Genomic DNA, 13,051 nt, shown 5'->3' with positions numbered 1-13,051 from the left:
TGCTGTTTCAGTGCAGGGTCCGGCCCTCGGCCAGCATCTCGACGAACGTCGCGATCCGCCGTGCCCTGGTCTCGGCCCGCTTGGCGTCCTCGACCCGGTGCAGGATCGAGTACCGGTTCTGGCCGGTGAGCGTCGCGAAGAACGCCGAGGCCGCCGGGTTCGCGTCCAGCGCCGCGCGCAGGTCGTCGGGCACCGTCGCGTTCTTCGGGCTGGCGTAGGCGGCGTCCCACCGGCCGTCGGCCTTCGCCGCCTCGACCTCACGCAGGCCGCGTTCGGTCATCTCCCCGGCGGCGATCATCCGCTCGGCGGACTCCCGGTTGATCCTCGACCAGCGGCTGCGTCGGGTCCGCGGGGTGAAACGCTGCTGGTAGTAGGTGTCGTCGACGCGCTTGACCTGCCCGTCGATCCATCCGTGCGCCAGCGCCACCGCCAGCGCCTGCGCGTAGTTCACCGAGGCGATCCCGGTGTCCTTCTTCGCGAACCGCAGCCACAGGCCGCGGGTCTCCACGTTGCGCTCCAGCCAGCGCGCGAACTCCGCCTGGGAGGCGAAGGTCAGCGCGGGCAGGTCACTCTGGTCACTCGGCACTCAGTCGTAGTCCCTTGCCTGACGGGTTGTCCAGGGCCAGTGTCGACGACGTGATGTCGTAGCTGACCGGTTCGGTGAGCACCGCGACCATCGCCGACTCCACTGTCATGATGCCACCGTCGCAGGCCTTCCTGGTCAGCAGCAGCGGCTCCACGGTGATGGTCTTGCCGGCGAGCGTGTAGGCCGCCGAGCCGCTGTTGCAGCCGGTGAACACGTCGACACGCCCGTCACCGAACTCCATGGTCGCCGGCCGCGCGCCGGCCGGGGCGCTGCTGGCGGTCTGGCCGTCGACCAGCGAGCCGACCGTCCACACGGTACCCACCAGCGGCCGGTCGGGGTCGGCGACCGACTGCTCGGTCAGCTCCAGGACGACGCCGTCCTGGCCGGTCAGCGTGAGCCGTTCGGCGGTCACCGTCACCGCCGGTTCGGCGCCGAGGAACGTCACGATCCACTTGTCCTGGTCGTGGCGGACGTCGTCGCAGCCCATCTCGGTCATCGACATGCCGTTGTCGAGGCGGAGCCGGTTGTCCTCGCCCAGGCTCGCCGGGCCGGACATCGAGTTGCAGCTGGCGCGCGCCTGGACCTCGTGCTTGTCGGTGAACCGCAGCGACAGGTCCGTGCCCTCCAGGGCGGTGCCGGCGGTGTCCGCCTCGGCGAGCAGGAAGGTGTGACCCCATAACAGGTCGCCCTCGACCGGCTCCTTGAACGACCCGCCGGGCGTGTCCTTCGGCTGTTCGCCGCAGCCCGCTACGGCGAACAGCACCAGCATCGCCAACACAGCACGTTTCATACCTCTGGGACGTACCCACCAGCCGTGCCCGTTGCACGTAAACTTTCCTGCCGTGGTGGTCTGCGATCATGTCGAGGGCCTGGTGGCCACCCCGGCCGGCCCGTTCTACGGTCCGCTCGCGCACGGTTTCGCCTGCGGTGCCCATCTCCCGGTCCACGTGTCCAGCCCGTGGAACGCGCTGGGCGACCCGGTCCGCGACTTCGACGACGACCGCCTGGCGCTGGCCGACAGCTGGGGGATCACCACCCCGCAGGGCTGGCGCCGCCAGGCCGACCACCTGCTCGCCGGCCTGGACGTCGGCCCCGAGATCGACGCGGTGCTCGGCCTGCGCCGCCGGCTGCGCCAGCGCACCGGCACCGTCGACCCGACCGCCTGGCGCGCCGCCGTGCGCGACTGGGCCGTCGGCCAGCCGGGCGACCCGAGGGAGCTGGTCGACCTGGTCGGCGTGATCACCCGCTACGAGGCGCGGTTCCGCGCCGACGGCGTGCTGCCGCCGGGCGGCGTGGTCAACTCGGTGCTCGGCTACGACTACGGCCGCGCGGTCAGCCTGGCCCGCCGGGGCCACGGCGGCGGGTTCTGCGACCACACCGCCGCCGAGGCGGTGGTGCTGGCGGCCGGGGCGCTGTGCCGGCGCGCCTACACCTCGTGGGCGGACTTCTCCGCCGGCTACGCGCTGGGCCGGGTGATCCGCTTCGACCGCGAGGAGTACGGGCACATGTACGTCTCGGTGCGCGGCCCGCACCGGCTGCTGATGACCGAACGGTCCAGTCCCTGGGTGCACCTCCCGTTCTCCTAGGCTCAGCGCGTGGGAAGACTCATCGCGATCGAGGGCCTCGACGGCGCCGGCAAACGCACCCTGTCCGACAAGCTCACCGCCGAACTCGGCGGGCGGGTCGCCCGGCTGGCGTTCCCGCGCTACGGCCAGGACATCCACGCCGACCTGGTACGCGAGGGCCTGCACGGGCGCCTCGGCGGCTTCGGCGACGAGGTGTACGGCATGGCCATGCTCTACGCGCTTGACCGCCGCGCCGCCGCCGACGACCTGCGCGATGCCCTGCGGCACAACGACGTCGTCCTGCTGGACCGCTACGTCGCGTCCAACGCGGCGTTCGGCGCGGCCCGGCTGCACCAGGACGCGCGCGGCGAGTTCGTCGACTGGGTGCGCCGGATCGAGATCGACCGGTTCGGCCTGCCGGTGCCCGACGCCCACCTGCTGCTGCGGGTGCCGGCCGACGTCGCCGCCGCCCGCTCGGCGCACCGGGAGCGGACAGAGGCCCGCGACCGGGACACCTGGGAGGCCGACCAGCCGCTGCAGACCAGGGTCGCCGCGGTCTACGACGGCCTGGCCGGCGACGACTGGCTGTGCCCGTGGCACGTCCTGGACGGCACCGCCACGACGGACTTCGCCGCGCTGCTCGACCGGTTGCGCTAGGGCGCGCCGACCAGGTCCGGGCCCCAGCGCTCGATCTCCGCGTCGATGTCCAGGCGGCCGATCAGCGGCGACCCGCTCATCTCCGGGGTGACCCGGTCGCGCGGCACCAGCCAGGAGATCTCGAACTCCAGCCCGTCGGGATCCTTGCCGTACAAGGACTTCGACACCATGTGGTCCGACGACCCGACCAGCGCGCCGGCCGTGGCCAGCCGCTGCGCGAAGGTCGCCAGCTCCGGCAGCGTGCTCACCGACCAGGCCAGGTGGTAGAGCCCGACGACCGTCCCGTCGCTGGCCGGGGGTCCGCCGCGCACGGCGAACAGACCGAGGTCGTGGTCGTTGTCGGACTCCGCCGCGCGCAGGAACGCCGCCGTCGGCCGCTGGTCCACGACGACGAACCCGAGCACGTCCCGGTAGAAGGCCGCGCTCCTGTCGACGTCGCGTACGTACAGCACGGCGTGGTTGAGCCGGCGGATGCCCATGCGTTGCCCTCCATGGCCCCCCATCGTTGAACCGTCATCTGGTAAAACGTTTGTATAACGGCCGGCGTTACACCTCGGCCGGGCAAGGTGGGCGGGTCCCCCACGGGCGACACTCGCGAAGTGCGACGATGTATGCATGAAGGCACGTGTGCTGGTAGTTGACGATGACCCGGCTCTCGCCGAGATGCTGACCATCGTGCTTCGGGGTGAGGGATTCGACACCGCGGTGGTCGCGGAGGGCAACCGGGCGCTGCCCGCGTTGCGTGAGCTGCGCCCCGACCTGGTGCTGCTCGACCTGATGCTGCCCGGCATCAACGGGATCGACGTGTGCAAGGCCATCCGCGCGGAGTCGGGTGTGCCGATCGTGATGCTGACGGCCAAGAGCGACACCGTCGACATCGTGCTCGGCCTCGAGTCCGGCGCGGACGACTACGTGGTCAAGCCGTTCAAGCCCAAGGAACTGGTGGCACGGGTCCGTGCCCGCCTGCGCCGGACGGACTCCGAGCCGGCCGAGATGCTCAGCATCGGCGACCTCACCATCGACGTGCCGGGGCACGAGGTGACCAGGGACGGTGTCGCGATCCAGCTGACGCCCCTGGAGTTCGACCTGCTGGTCGCGCTGGCCCGCAAGCCACGGCAGGTGTTCACCCGCGAGGTGCTGCTGGAGCAGGTCTGGGGCTACCGGCACGCCGCGGACACCAGGCTGGTGAACGTGCACGTCCAGCGCCTGCGCTCGAAGGTCGAGACCGACCCGGAGCACCCCGAGGTGGTGTTGACCGTGCGTGGCGTCGGATACAAGGCCGGCCCGCCGTGACCGAACCGGTCGGGACCGAGAGGTCCGGGTGAAGCGTTTCCTGCGGACCGTGGCCGCGCTGACCGCGCGGGCCGTGGACCTCGGTCGCCAGCGGGTGACCTACTTCGGCGAACTGTGGCGTCGGTCACTGCAGATCCGGGTCGTGGTCAGCACGCTGGCGCTCTCGGCCGCCGTGGTGTCGGTGCTGGGCATGGTCCTGCAGAACCAGATCACCGACCGGCTGCTCGACACCAAGGAGCAGGCGGCGATCGCGGCCACCCGCGACGCGGTCCAGGTGGTCGAGGCCCAGCTCGTCGGGGTCAACCCGTCCGACGCCGTCAGCGGCCGGCTGACCAGCGCGATCACCGAGCTGACCAGCTCATCGCCCGGCGAGGGCACCGCCAACTCGGCGGCCGGCGCGTTCGAGCCGGTGCTGGTCAGCGACTCGCGGGCGATGTCGGAGGCCGGCGACACGATCGCCATCGGCCGCTACGGCGACGTGCCGGAGAGCCTGCGGCACTTCGTGCAGGGCGGCCAGCTGTCCGTGCAGATCCACACCGTGGACCGGGTGGCCGGGCGGACCACGTTCCTCATCGTCGGCGCGCCGTTCGGCACGGCCAGCCAGCCGATGCAGCTGTACATGATGTTCCCGCTGGCCGCCGAGCAGCGCACGGTCAGCGTCGTCCAGTCGACCCTGATGGTCGGCGGGCTGGTGCTGTTGCTGCTGCTGGCCGGGATCGCGAACCTGGTGACCCGCCAGGTCGTGCGCCCGGTGCGCACCGCCGCCCAGGCCGCCGAGCGTTTCGCCAGCGGTGACCTCGACGAACGCATGGTCGTGGTCGGCGAGGACGACGTAGCCAAGCTGGCCGAGTCCTACAACGAGATGGCCGAGAGCATCGAGCGGCAGATCCGCCAGCTCGAGGAGTTCGGCACCCTGCAACGCCGGTTCACCTCCGACGTCTCCCACGAGCTGCGCACCCCGCTGACCACCGTGCGGATGGCCGCCGACGTGCTGCACGCCTCCCGCGAGCAGTTCCCGCCCGGCCTGTCCCGCTCCACCGAGCTGCTGGTCGACGAGCTGGACCGGTTCGAGGCGCTGCTGGCCGACCTGCTGGAGATCAGCCGCCTGGACGCCGGGGTCGAGGAGCTGGTGGCCGAGTACGTCGACGTGCGGCCGATCGCCGTGCGCGCGGCGCGGGCCGTGGGCACCATCGCGCGCACCGCCGGCAGTGAGATCGTGCTCGACCTGCCCGACGAGGAGGCGCTGGCCGAGGTCGACTCCCGGCGCATCGAACGCGTGCTGCGCAACCTGCTGGCCAACGCCGTGGACCACGGCGAGGGCCGCCCGGTGCGGCTGCGGATGGCCTTCGACGCCGACGCCATCGCGGTCACCGTCCGCGACTACGGCATCGGGCTGCGTCAGGGCGAGGCCGACCTGGTGTTCAACCGCTTCTGGCGGGCGGACCCGTCCCGCAACCGGCACACCGGCGGCACCGGCCTTGGCCTGGCGATCAGCGTCGAGGACGCCCGGCTGCACGGCGGCGGCCTGGACGCGTGGGGCGAGCCGCGCAAGGGCGCGTGCTTCCGGCTCACCCTGCCGCGCCGCCAGGGCGACCCGTTCGAGCGCAGCCCGCTGGTGCTGCCGCCGCCGGACGCCGACCTGGAGGCCGGCGAGGTGGTGGAGACCGACCCGGTGGCCCAGGACGCCATCCGGGTCACGGTGCCCGCCGAGTCCGACGACCCGCCGCAGGTGCCGCCGCAGTCCCCGGAGTGGGAGGAGGTCCGGTGACCCGCCGCCGGTTGATGCTCGTGGTGCTGTCGGTGCTGTTGTTCGCCGGCTGCGGCACCATCCCCGAAGGCACCACCCCGCACGCGGTGCGCGACGACGTCAAGCAGCAGCCGCCGGCCTCGGTCGCCGAGCCCGACCCCGACCTGGACGCGTTCGACCTGGTCCGGGAGTTCATCCAGAAGTCCGGCAACCGTGAGGCGGCCTCGGCGTACCTGACCGAGGAGGCTGACCGCGAGTGGGGCAACGACACCTCGTTGACGGTCATCCTGGACACCTTCGCGACGGTGCCGGTGAACGACCGGCAGGCCAGCGACGCCGACGCCCCGCCGGACGGCATCGAGACCGTCGTGCTGCAGATGAACCTGTTCGGCCGGATGCACCAGGACCACTCGTTCACCCCGGCGATCGGGGACGAGCAGTACGACGTGACCGTGGTGAAGCAACCCAACGGCACCTGGCGGATCGCCAACCCGCCGGACACGGTGTTCGTGCCGCTGGAGGCGTTCAAGGCGAGCTACCGGGCCGTCACCGTGTACTACTTCGACCCTGACCGCCGGGTGACCGTGCCCGACCTGCGTTACGTGGCCGCCGAGCCGGTCAGCGGGCTGCCATCGCGGGTGCTCACGGTGCTGCTGTCGGGCCCGTCGGACACCATGCGCCGGTCGGTGGTCTCACCGCTGGAGGGCATCACGCTGCGCACCAACGCGGTGGTGGACGAGAACGGGTCGCTGGTGGTGGACCTGAGCTCCGTGGGCGACAGACCCATCGAGCAGCGCGAGCAGATGGCCGCGCAGGTGGTGCTCTCGCTGCTGACGGTGACCTCCGACCGGCTGCGGCTGCTGGCCGACGGCCAGGACCTGATCTCCGGGCACCGCGACTGGCGGATGCGTGACCTGAAGTCCTACGACGCCCCGACCAGGCCGGACTCCGACCAGCTCGGCATGGTCGTGGCCGACGGGCGGGTGCGGTCGCTGCGCGACGGCAAACCGATCGACGGCCCGGCGGGCAGCGGCGAGTACGACGTGCTCAGCGCGGCGCAGTCGATCGACGGCTCGCACCTGGCGGTGGTGGTGCGCACCCCGTCTGGCCCGAAGCTGCGGCTGGGCAAGCTCGGCGAGCAGCTGCGCGAGATCAACCGCGACGCGCGGACGATGACCAGGCCGACCTGGCTGGTCAGCACCTCGGAGGAGGCCGACCCGACCGAGGTGTGGACGGTGGCCGACGGCGAGGTCATCCGGGTGGTGCGCACCGGCGGCGACGACTGGCGGGCGCTGCAGGTCAGCTCCTCGGAGCTGACGAACTTCGGCACCATCACCGACCTGCGGCTGTCCCGGGACGGCACCCGCGCGGCGATCGTGTCGAACAACCGGGTGGCGGTGGCGTCGGTGGTGCGGGAGAAGGGCTCGGTCATCCTGCGCTACCCGCGCCGGTTGCAGCCCTCGAACATCCAGGAGGCCGTCGGCGTCGACTGGTACAGCCAGGACACGCTGGTGGTGGCGACCGAGCTGGGCCAGGCGCCGGTGGTCAGCCTGTCGGTGGACGGGTTGAAGGCCGACGTGTTCGACCGCAACAACCTGCAGCTGCCGATCACGGCGATCGCGGCGGCGCCGGACCGGGACGTGCTGGTCACCGACAGTGCGGCGGTGTCCTCGGTGCCCGGCGTCGGCCAGCTCTGGCGCCAGCACGCGCACGGCCAGAGCCCGGACGCGATCCCCTTCTACCCTGGCTGACGTTTTCTGTCGGTGGCCCGTGCCAGCATTCGACCATGCGTTCTTTTCGATCCGTGGTCGACCTGGTCCTGCCCTCGCGCTGTGCGGGGTGCGCGGCGCCGGGCGGCCCGTGGTGCCGCCGGTGCGCCGCGTCGTTCGGTCCGCCGTTCGCCGTGGCCCGCCCGTCCCTGCCGCCGGCCTACGCCCTGGCCGACTATGCCGGTGCGCCGCGCCGGGCGGTGCTGGCCTACAAGGAGCGGTCGCGCCGTGAGCTGGCCGTTCATCTGGCGCGACCGGTCGCGGCGGCCGTCAGACTGATCGGCGCGACGCCCCGGGCCGGTCCGCTGGTGCTGGTTCCGGCCCCGTCGCGGCCGGCGGCCGCCCGCCGGCGCGGGGGCCAGCACATGGCCGGTCTCGCCCGGCGCTGCGCGGCGTCGCTGCGCGGCCGCGGCCTGCCGGTCACGGTGGCGTGCGCGGTGCGCCTGGACGGCCGTGCGCTGGACTCGGTGGGCCTGGACGCGGTGGCGCGGGCGGCGAACCTGGCGGGGTCCGTGCACGCCGTGGCGGGCCGGCTGCCCTCCCGGGGGGCCAGGGTGATCCTGCTGGACGACGTGATCACCACCGGGGCGACGGCGGCGGCCTGCGTGGCGGCGCTGGCGGGGGCGGGGGTGACGGTCAGTGCCGTCCTGGCGCTCACGGTGACCGGCTGAATCGTGACGGTACGAAACGTGATCACCGGATACGGGGACAGCCGAGCGTGTTCGGGCGACCACTCCTGGCCACCATTCCGCAATACTCGCCGGTAAGTCGCCGAACCCGTCTTTTTCCGCCGACGGCAAGCATTTTTGTCGACTTCCCGTGAGGGTGACGCGGCTCGTTGTGACAGTTCGGAACACGTCGCGGGAGAACCTGTTTCACCATTCGGATACCTCCGTTTGGGTGAAATAATCCCGGGAACTCCCGGGTCATGCTGATCGTTGTTCGGGCATGAGCCACCGGCACACCACCCCACCGTCACCGCCGCGCGCGGTGCGGAACACCGAGGGTGTGCCTGGTACGGCTGGGCGAATCCGTTTCCGCCCGGCCGGTGGGACGATCACGCGTACCCGGCCGCGGCCCCCCGCGGCGGGGTTGCTCTGCGTAAGCGACGCCGGCGAGCCAAGTTCCCCCGCCGAGGGGGCTTTTGCGGACGCACAAGCCAAGCTAACGTGCCCGCTATCAGCTTTCCCGGTTCGCAGGGAGGAGGCGAGAAGCCCATGACCCTGGCGCCGGAGGAGCTCTGAGGAACGAGTCCTCTGGCCCTATCACGATCTGGCCGTCCACCAATCCTGGAGCCCAGATTCCGGCGCCCAAGTTCGCTCTCTAGCTCGCTCACGCGAGGGAGGTCGTGTATGGACATCGTCGTTAAAGGCCGCAACGTCGAGGTGCCCGAGCACTACCGGGTGCACGTCGAGGAAAAAGTGGCTCGTCTCGAGCGCTACGACCGCAAGGTCATCCGCTTCGACGTCGAGTTGTTCCACGAACCGAACCGTCGACAGGCCAAGAACTGCCAGCGCGTCGAGATCACCGGCATGGGCCGAGGGCCCGCCGTCCGCGCCGAGGCATCCGCCGGCGACTTCTACGCGGCCCTGGACGCCGCGGTGACCAAGCTCGAGAACCGGCTCCGCCGACTGCACGACCGCAGGCGCGTCCACTACGGGCGCCGCAGCCCGTCGTCGGTCGCCGAGGCCACCTCCAGCACACCCGTCGACGCACCCGCCGTCGCCGAGACCAACGGCCGGCGGACCCAGACCGCCGTACTCCCCGCGCCGACCGAGACCGAGGACTTCCTCGGCACCGGCGACGGCGCCGTACCCGAGCAACGCTGGGACACCGACGACAACCTCCCGGGTCGGATCGTGCGCGAGAAGGAGCACCCGGCGGACCCGATGACCGTCGACCAGGCCCTCTACCAGATGGAACTGGTGGGCCACGACTTCTACCTGTTCCACGACGAGAGCTGCGGACGGCCCTCCGTCGTGTACCGCCGCCGTGGTTTCGACTACGGCGTCATCCGGCTGGTCTGACCGCCCGCCGAACCCCGACCACCGGACGCCCCCGGGTCGCCAGCCCGGGGGCTTCCGCACGCCCCGCGAGCTGACCGAGGTCAAGTCCGAGGAAACCCGTCGAAACATCGAGCGGGCAAGCGACGACGCCGCCTCTGCGTTACCGCCTACGATGGCAGTGACGAGGCGCCCGCCGGCGGGCGCGTGACGATTCAGCTAGCGAGGTTGACCTGATGGTGCTGTCCCGGATACTCCGCGCAGGCGAGGGTAGGACGCTCAAGCACGTACGCAAAATCGCGGACAGGGTCAACGATCTCGAGGACTCGGTCATCGACCTGACCGACGCCCAGCTGAGGGCCAAGACGGACGAGTTCCGCAAGCGCTACGAGGACCTGCGCGAGGTCGACGACGACGACCCGGAGGCCACCGACTTCGACGCGCTCGACGAGCTGATGCCCGAGGCGTTCGCGGTCGTGCGCGAGGCCGCCAAGCGCGTGCTGCGCCAGCGCCACTTCGACGTGCAGATCATGGGCGGCGCGTCACTGCACCTGGGCAACGTCTCGGAGATGAAGACCGGTGAGGGCAAGACCCTGACCGCGGTCCTGCCGGCCTACCTCAACGCCATCTCCGGCAACGGCGTGCACGTCGTCACCGTCAACGACTACCTGGCCAAACGTGACGCCGAGTGGATGGGCCGGGTGCACCGCTTCCTCGGCCTGCGGGTCGGCGTGATCCTCTCGGAGATGTCCACCGACCAGCGCCGCGCCTCCTACGAGGCCGACGTCACCTACGGCACGAACAACGAGTTCGGCTTCGACTACCTGCGCGACAACATGGCCGCCAGCCTCGGCCAGATGGTCCAGCGCGGCCACAACTTCGCCATCGTCGACGAGGTCGACTCGATCCTCATCGACGAGGCCCGCACCCCGCTGATCATCTCCGGCCCGGCCGACCAGTCCTCCCGCTGGTACACCGAGTTCGCCAGGATCGTCGACCGGATGCAGGGCATCGACGTCACCGCGATGGCCCCCCGCGAGAAGGACTCCCGCGCGAACGAGATCGCCAGCAAGCACTACGAGGTCGACCGCAAGCGGCGCACGATCGGCGTCAGCGAGAAGGGCGTGGCCTACGTCGAGGACCAGCTGGGCATCGACAACCTCTACGACGCGGCGAACACCCCGCTGGTCGGCTACCTGAACAACGCCATCAAGGCCAAGGAGCTGTACCAGAACGACAAGGACTACCTGATCCGCGACGGCGAGGTCCTGATCGTCGACGAGTTCACCGGCCGGGTGCTCTCCGGCCGGCGCTACAGCGAGGGCATGCACCAGGCCATCGAGGCCAAGGAGAAGGTGGAGATCAAGGCCGAGAACCAGACTCTCGCCACGATCACCCTGCAGAACTACTTCCGGCTCTACAACAGGCTTTCCGGCATGACCGGTACCGCCGAGACCGAGGCCGCCGAGTTCTGGAACACCTACAAGCTGCACGTGGTGCCGATCCCGACGAACCGGGCGATGATCCGCGACGACCGCACCGACCTGATCTACAAGACCGAACAGGGCAAGTTCGAGGCGGTCGCCGACGACATCGCCGAGCGCAACGAGAAGGGCCAGCCGGTCCTGGTCGGCACGACCAGCGTCGAGCGCTCGGAGTACCTGTCGAAGCTGCTGGTCAAGCGCGGTATCCCGCACAACGTGCTGAACGCCAAGCACCACGAGAAGGAGTCGTCGATCGTCGCCTCCGCCGGCCACGCCGGCGCGGTCACCGTCGCCACCAACATGGCCGGTCGAGGCACCGACATCATGCTCGGCGGCAACCCCGACCACCTGGCCGAGAGCGCCCTGCGCGACAAGGGCCTCGACCCGGTCGAGACCCCCGAGGAGTGGACCGCGGCGCTGCCCGACGCCCTCGAACAGGCCCGCGAGGACGTGCGTGCCGAGGCCGAGGAGGTCCGCCAGGCCGGCGGCCTGTACGTGCTGGGCACCGAGCGGCACGAGTCGCGGCGCATCGACAACCAGCTGCGCGGCCGGTCCGGCCGTCAGGGCGACCCCGGCGAGTCGCGGTTCTACCTGTCGCTGGGTGACGAGCTGATGCGCCGGTTCAACGCGGCGTTCGTCGAGCGGGTGATGACCACCATGCGCGTCCCCGAGGACCAGCCGATCGAGGCGAAGATGGTCTCCCGGGCGATCAAGAGCGCGCAGTCCCAGGTCGAGCAGCAGAACTTCGAGGCCCGCAAGAACCTCCTCAAGTACGACGAGGTGATGAACCAGCAGCGCAAGGAGATCTACGCCAACCGCATGCGCGTGCTGGCCGGCGAGGACCTCCGCGAGCAGATCGACCGGATGATCGAGGAGGTCATCGGCGACTACATCAAGAAGGCGACGTCCGACGGCTACGCCGAGGACTGGGACCACGTGAAGCTGTGGTCGGCCCTCAAGGAGCTGTACCCGATCTCCCTCAAGTGGGACACCCTCGTCGACGACATGGAGGAGCGCGGCGACGACCTGACCGCCGAGAACCTCCTCGCCGCCATCCTCGCCGACGTCCGCCGCTCCTACGACGAACGCGAGCAGGACATCAACAGCCGCGTCCCCGGCGACGACGGCCAACTGCCCAGCACGGACGGCATGCGCCGCCTGGAGCGCCTGGTGATGCTCGACGTCCTGGACCGCAAGTGGCGCGAGCACCTGTACGAGATGGACTACCTCAAGGACGGCATCGGCCTGCGAGCCATGGCGCAGCGCGACCCGCTGATCGAGTACCAGCGCGAAGGCTTCGACATGTTCAACACGATGCTCGACGGGTTGAAGGAGGAGTGCATCACGCTGCTGTTCAAGGCGCAGGTGGCCGACCCGCAGCAGCAGACCGCCGCCGAGCCGGTGCCGGCCGGTGACCGCACCGCCCGAGCCCAACAGGCAGCGGCGCGCGCGTCCCAGGCAGCCGCCGCGGCCGAAGCAGCCGCCGCGGCACGCCAGGAGGACAAGATCCCGCCCGCACTGCGAGGCGGCACCCGCCCACCGGAGCAGTACACCTACTCCGGCCCGTCCGAAGGCGGCGGCGTCCAGTCCCGAGGCGGCCAGTCCGGCAACGGCCAGAAGCCCGGCACCCCCGGCAACTCCCGCCGCGACCGCCGAGCCGCCGCCCGCGACGCGGCGAAGAAGGGCAAGAAGGGCCCCCGCCGCTGACCGGTTCACGTTCGTGCTCAGGGCCGCCGACGGAATGTCGTCGGCCCTGAGCATTTTTCGTGGCATCAGTCCCGCCCGCCCAACGCCTCCCGCCGTGCTCCCGCTGGCCACGCCCCAACTCCCCAACCGCACCCCGAGTTGTCCACAACCCCCACCGGCAAAGCCCCGTTGCCTCATGTCAAGATGCCCGCGTGGGTGGGTTCGTTGCCTCACGGGATGTGCCCGTGTGGGTGAGGCCGG

At 70.8% G+C, this 13,051-nt stretch carries 11 protein-coding genes; 8 read left to right on the top strand and 3 right to left on the bottom strand.

Features of this window, described 5'->3' with window-relative positions; translation table 11 throughout:
* Positions 1-7: 7 nt before the first annotated feature.
* Both BLA60_RS39740 and BLA60_RS39735 read right to left on the bottom strand, forming a co-directional pair.
* Entirely contained in the window at positions 8-586 is a 579-nt protein-coding gene (locus BLA60_RS39740) for a YdeI/OmpD-associated family protein (protein ID WP_075138266.1), read from the bottom strand.
* On the bottom strand, positions 576-1,376 hold the full coding sequence (locus tag BLA60_RS39735) for an META domain-containing protein (RefSeq protein WP_084736078.1): 801 nt from the start codon (positions 1,374-1,376) through the stop codon (positions 576-578). The genes BLA60_RS39740 and BLA60_RS39735 overlap by 11 nt, the downstream gene beginning before the upstream one ends.
* Positions 1,377-1,428: 52 nt before the next feature.
* Between BLA60_RS39735 and BLA60_RS39730 the strand changes: the two genes are divergently transcribed.
* Entirely contained in the window at positions 1,429-2,172 is a 744-nt protein-coding gene (locus BLA60_RS39730) for a DUF1266 domain-containing protein (protein WP_075138264.1), read from the top strand.
* Between the two features lie 9 nt (positions 2,173-2,181).
* A complete protein-coding gene (locus BLA60_RS39725; RefSeq protein ID WP_075138263.1) occupies positions 2,182-2,808 on the top strand; it encodes a dTMP kinase in 627 nt (208 codons plus the stop codon).
* Here BLA60_RS39725 and BLA60_RS39720 read toward each other — a convergent pair.
* Positions 2,805-3,287, bottom strand: coding sequence for a VOC family protein (locus BLA60_RS39720; RefSeq protein WP_075138262.1), 483 nt, complete (start codon positions 3,285-3,287; stop codon positions 2,805-2,807). The genes BLA60_RS39725 and BLA60_RS39720 overlap by 4 nt on opposite strands.
* A 136-nt stretch (positions 3,288-3,423) precedes the next feature.
* Between BLA60_RS39720 and mtrA the strand changes: the two genes are divergently transcribed.
* The 6 genes from mtrA (at position 3,424) to secA (ending at position 12,811) form a co-directional block, all read left to right on the top strand.
* A complete protein-coding gene (mtrA, locus tag BLA60_RS39715) occupies positions 3,424-4,101 on the top strand; it encodes an MtrAB system response regulator MtrA (protein WP_075123969.1) in 678 nt (225 codons plus the stop codon).
* Positions 4,102-4,129: 28 nt separating this feature from the next.
* Positions 4,130-5,869 carry an MtrAB system histidine kinase MtrB gene (gene mtrB / locus BLA60_RS39710; RefSeq protein WP_075138261.1) on the top strand — a complete coding sequence of 580 codons (1,740 nt, stop codon included), beginning with the start codon at positions 4,130-4,132 and terminating at the stop codon, positions 5,867-5,869.
* Positions 5,866-7,599, top strand: coding sequence for an LpqB family beta-propeller domain-containing protein (locus BLA60_RS39705; protein ID WP_084736070.1), 1,734 nt, complete (start codon positions 5,866-5,868; stop codon positions 7,597-7,599). Before mtrB ends, BLA60_RS39705 begins: the two co-directional genes overlap by 4 nt.
* Positions 7,600-7,634: 35 nt before the next feature.
* Positions 7,635-8,288 (top strand): ComF family protein, encoded by a 654-nt coding sequence (locus BLA60_RS39700; RefSeq protein WP_075138260.1) that lies wholly within the window; start codon positions 7,635-7,637, stop codon positions 8,286-8,288.
* 681 nt (positions 8,289-8,969) lie between these two features.
* On the top strand, positions 8,970-9,644 hold the full coding sequence (gene hpf / locus BLA60_RS39695; RefSeq protein ID WP_075138259.1) for a ribosome hibernation-promoting factor, HPF/YfiA family: 675 nt from the start codon (positions 8,970-8,972) through the stop codon (positions 9,642-9,644).
* Positions 9,645-9,856: 212 nt separating this feature from the next.
* A complete protein-coding gene (gene secA, locus BLA60_RS39690; RefSeq protein ID WP_075138258.1) occupies positions 9,857-12,811 on the top strand; it encodes a preprotein translocase subunit SecA in 2,955 nt (984 codons plus the stop codon).
* Positions 12,812-13,051: the final 240 nt, after the last annotated feature.

Source organism: Actinophytocola xinjiangensis (assembly GCF_001921215.1).
Lineage (GTDB): Bacteria > Actinomycetota > Actinomycetes > Mycobacteriales > Pseudonocardiaceae > Actinophytocola > Actinophytocola xinjiangensis.
Note: the sequence above shows the minus strand (reverse complement) of the source record. Positions and strands in the feature narration are given on the sequence as shown.

Coding starts and splice junctions, on each gene's coding strand:
- BLA60_RS39735 (WP_084736078.1), bottom strand. CDS start 1,376: ATGAAACGTGCTGTGTTGGCGATGCTGGTGCTGTTCGCCGTAGCGGGC.
- BLA60_RS39720 (WP_075138262.1), bottom strand. CDS start 3,287: ATGGGCATCCGCCGGCTCAACCACGCCGTGCTGTACGTACGCGACGTC.
- secA (WP_075138258.1), top strand. CDS start 9,857: ATGGTGCTGTCCCGGATACTCCGCGCAGGCGAGGGTAGGACGCTCAAG.
- hpf (WP_075138259.1), top strand. CDS start 8,970: ATGGACATCGTCGTTAAAGGCCGCAACGTCGAGGTGCCCGAGCACTAC.
- BLA60_RS39700 (WP_075138260.1), top strand. CDS start 7,635: ATGCGTTCTTTTCGATCCGTGGTCGACCTGGTCCTGCCCTCGCGCTGT.
- mtrA (WP_075123969.1), top strand. CDS start 3,424: ATGAAGGCACGTGTGCTGGTAGTTGACGATGACCCGGCTCTCGCCGAG.